We start from the raw sequence: 3,738 nt of genomic DNA, 5'->3' as shown, positions 1-3,738 counted from the left end.
CCGGAGCACCCCGCCTTGCCGCCCGCCGCGCAGGCGGCCAAACGCATCCCATAAAATGAAAATGGCAGGCAAGCCGGAGAGCATGTATTCTCCGGTTTGCCTGCCACATGAACAAGCCTGTGCAAAACACACGGTGCGGCCAATTTTCACCGATCCCCTGTCCGGCGGAAACATCGCACTGCGATTACTAATCCGCCTTCACGCGCCCCGTTACTTCTGCCCTGCCAGCTCTACAATGGCTGCCGCAATATTTTTTGTGCGCAGCCCCACCAGTTCGCGCAAGCGCAACTGGCTGCCGTGCTCCACAAAGCTGTCAGGCAGGCCAAGACGTTTGATGCGCTGGCCGCGCAAGAGGCCCTTGTCCGCATAAAATTCCAGCACTGCCGAGGAAAAGCCACCGGCAAGAACGCCTTCTTCCACAAAAAGAATGCGGTCAAAGCGGCGCGCAATGGAGGCAAGCTGCTCTTCGGGCAAAGGCTTGAGCCACACGGGATCAAAAACAAGAGGCCGGAAGCCCAGGGTCTGCTCGGCCTGCGCCGCCGCCTCCAGCGCGGGATGGGCGCGGTTGCCCACGGCGATGATGGCGATATTTTCCCCGTCCTGAAGCAGTTCTCCCCTGCCGGGGGTGAGCAGACGCGGCAGGCCTTCAAAAGGCACACCAAAGCCTGCGCCTCTGGGATACCGCAACGCGCAGGGGCCATCGTGGTTCAGCGAGGTGAGCAGGCAGTGGCGCAGCATATCCTCGTTGCGCGGAGCCAGCAGGCTCATCTGCGGAATATGCCGCAGATAGGCGATGTCAAAGGCTCCGTGATGTGTGGCCCCGTCCTCGCCCACAAGTCCCGCGCGATCAACGCAAAGTGTGACCGGCAGATTCTGGATGCAGACGTCGTGCACCACCTGATCGTAAGAACGCTGCAAAAACGTGGAATAAATGGCGAGCGCCGGTCTGTATCCCTGGCTGGCAAGCCCGGCGGCAAAGGTCACGGCATGCTGCTCGCAAATGCCCACGTCCACAAAGCGATCCGGAAAACGCTGACGGAAGCTGTCCGTACCGGTTCCTTCGGGCATGGCCGCCGTAATCGCGATAATTCTTTCATCCTTTTCAGCAAGTTCCACCAGGGTTTTACTGAAAATTCCGGTAAAGGACGGAACCTTGGCCGTGGAAGGAACCGGCTGCCCGGTTTCGGGCGTGAACAGGCCCACCCCGTGATAAAGGGTGGGGTTTTTTTCTGCCGGAGCGTAGCCTTTACCTTTTTGAGTGCGCACATGCAGCAGCACGGGGCCGTCCTCGACAGCGGCTGCCATTTGCAGATGGCGGCGCAGGCTCGGCAGGTCATGGCCGTCCACAGGGCCGATATAGTTAAAACGGAACGCCTCGAACAGCATGCCCGGCGTAAAGAAGGATTTGAAGCTCCACTCGCCGCGCATGGCGTATACAGCCAGTTTCTGGCCGATACGGGGAATGGAGCGCAGGAAATTGAGCACCTCTTTGCGGGTCTGCCGCACCCAGCGCCGCGAAAGCGTGCGGCTCAGGAAAAGCGAAAGCGCCCCCACATTGGGCGAAATGGACATTTCATTGTCATTGAGCACCACAATAAGCCGCCGCCCCATATGTCCGGCCAGGTTAAGCCCCTCAAAGGCTTCTCCGGCCGTAAGGGAACCGTCACCGATCACGGCTATCACATGGTGCTTGAGCTCGGAAAGGTCGCGGGCCAAAGCCATGCCCAGGGCGGCAGAAATGGATGTGGAGGAATGCCCTACGCCAAAATGGTCATAAGGGCTTTCTGCCATACGCGGAAAGCCGGAAATGCCGCCAAAGGAACGCAGCGTATGAAATTGCCGCGCCCTGCCGGTAAGCAGCTTGTGGGCATAAGCCTGATGGCCCACGTCCCACACCAGCTTGTCTTCTTCGATATTGAAGGTGGAAAGAAGCGCCAGCGTCAGTTCCACCACGCCCAGCGACGGCGCAAGATGGCCGCCGTTGCGCGAAACCACGTCAATAATGCGCTGCCGCACCTCGCCCGCCAACTGCGCAAGCACGGCATCATCCATGCCCACAAGCTGTGAGGGGCGCTCAATGCCGTCAAGAAGGCCGGCCGGCTGGCTTGCATTCCGCACGCCAGCTTCCGGTATGCCCGAGGTCTGGACCGTTCCGGCCCCCGCTGAAACGTCCTGTGCCGTCATAATATGCGTGTCAGGCATGTCAGGCCGCCCTGGTGACCGTATAGTCGGCCAATGCCCGTAAAAATGCAGCCTCATCCCCACTGAAGCCCGCAAGCGCGGCTTTGGCCTTTTCGGCCTGTTCCCGCGCCAGAACACGACTCTGGTCGAGGCCCAGCAACGCGGGATAGGTCTTCTTGCCCTGGGCCTCATCACTGCCCACAGGCTTGCCAAGGGTGGCGGTATCAGCCACCACGTCAAGGATGTCGTCGGCAATCTGAAAGGCCACGCCAAGGGCTGCGCCATAAGAACCGATGGCAGCCAGATCTTCGTCCAAAGCCCCGGCCAGCATGGCCCCGCACACACAGGAAGCCCGCAGGAGCGCACCTGTTTTCATGGCGTGAACGCCACGCAATTCCTCAATGGATACCGCGTCGTTGCCGGTAAATATCATATCCCATTCCTGTCCGCCCACCATACCGGACGAACCGGCGGCCAAGGCCAGTTCGCTGATGGCACGCAACACGCGCGGCGGGGCCAGGGGGCTGCGGCACATCATCAAAAAGGCGTCGGTCAGCAGGCCGTCGCCCGCGAGGATGGCGGTGGCCTCGTCAAAAGCCTTGTGGTTTGAGGGCTTGCCGCGCCGCAGATCGTCATCATCCATAGCCGGAAGATCGTCATGCACCAGCGAATAGGTATGAATCATCTCGATAGCCGAGGCAAAAGGCAGAGCATCGCCCAGCGGCAGACCGCACATGGCGGCGGTGCTCAGGCAGAGCACGGGGCGCAGGCGTTTGCCGCCAGCCTGAAGACTGTAGAGCATGGAATCCTTGAGACGCTGCGGCACAGCGCGGCCATCAAGACACACGGCAAGATTTTCTTCCACCATTTGCCCGCGTTGGCGCAAAAGTTCCTTCATCCGGGATACTGGCATCATCACCTGTCAAGCCTCCTACGCTTCCTCGGCTTCTTCAGCTTCATCATCAGGATGCTCCCCGGCCGACCCGCCCTGGGAATTCATGGGGCTTGCCCGATCATCCTGCCATATCTCCAGTTCATGACGCGCCTTGTCAAGCTGCTGACGGCAATAGCGCGCACACGTGGCGCCTTCCTTATACAGGGTCATGCCCTTTTCAAGCGGCAGATCGCCGGATTCCAGCGCGCCGACGATTTCCTGGAGCCGGGCCAGTTTTTTTTCAAAAAGATTGTCGTTTTTGGCGCTCATGCGGTCTACTTTCCTGTTTTGGCGTCTTGCGCAGCCTTGCCCGGAACAGCCGGGGGCGCTGCTTCACCGGCGGGGTCTGCGGTCAGAAAAGGCTGAGGGTCAACAGAAACACCCTGCACCAGCAAAGAAAGGTGCAAATGCGGCCCGGTAACGCGGCCAGTGGCCCCTACCAGACCGATGACCTCGCCCTTGCGCACGGGCTGGCCCTGCGTGACCATAATTTTTGACATATGCAGATAGGCAGTGAAAACCCCTTCGCCGTGATTGATGTACACCACATTGCCCGAGAAGTACAAATCCCCGGTCAGGGCTACCCTGCCGTCGGCGCAGGCAACTATGGGCGCGCCTTCGGC

The 3,738-nt window shown here is 60.2% G+C and carries 4 protein-coding genes; all 4 read right to left on the bottom strand.

All coding sequences use genetic code 11. The features are described 5' to 3' along the window. Positions 1–210: 210 nt before the first annotated feature. Positions 211–2,202, bottom strand: a complete 1,992-nt coding sequence (gene dxs, locus V6C07_RS03340) for a 1-deoxy-D-xylulose-5-phosphate synthase (protein WP_333534957.1) — start codon at positions 2,200–2,202, stop codon at positions 211–213. Position 2,203: 1 nt separating this feature from the next. After that, on the bottom strand, positions 2,204–3,097 hold the full coding sequence (locus tag V6C07_RS03335; protein ID WP_333534956.1) for a polyprenyl synthetase family protein: 894 nt from the start codon (positions 3,095–3,097) through the stop codon (positions 2,204–2,206). A 15-nt stretch (positions 3,098–3,112) separates the two neighbouring features. Beyond that, entirely contained in the window at positions 3,113–3,385 is a 273-nt protein-coding gene (gene xseB, locus V6C07_RS03330; protein ID WP_333534955.1) for an exodeoxyribonuclease VII small subunit, read from the bottom strand. Between the two features lie 5 nt (positions 3,386–3,390). Continuing rightward, positions 3,391–3,738 (bottom strand): M23 family metallopeptidase (locus tag V6C07_RS03325; protein WP_333534954.1); only part of this gene is annotated, 348 nt, incomplete at its 5' end.

Source organism: Desulfovibrio sp. 1214_IL3152, from assembly GCF_036763055.1.
Taxonomy (GTDB): domain Bacteria; phylum Desulfobacterota; class Desulfovibrionia; order Desulfovibrionales; family Desulfovibrionaceae; genus Desulfovibrio.
The sequence above is the reverse complement of the archived record's forward strand: the minus strand, read 5'-3'. Positions and strand labels throughout refer to the sequence as shown.

Excerpts from the sequence above, each read along its gene's own strand:
- xseB (WP_333534955.1), bottom strand. The coding sequence starts at position 3,385 with ATGAGCGCCAAAAACGACAATCTTTTTGAAAAAAAACTGGCCCGGCTC.
- dxs (WP_333534957.1), bottom strand. The coding sequence starts at position 2,202 with ATGCCTGACACGCATATTATGACGGCACAGGACGTTTCAGCGGGGGCC.
- V6C07_RS03335 (WP_333534956.1), bottom strand. The coding sequence starts at position 3,097 with ATGATGCCAGTATCCCGGATGAAGGAACTTTTGCGCCAACGCGGGCAA.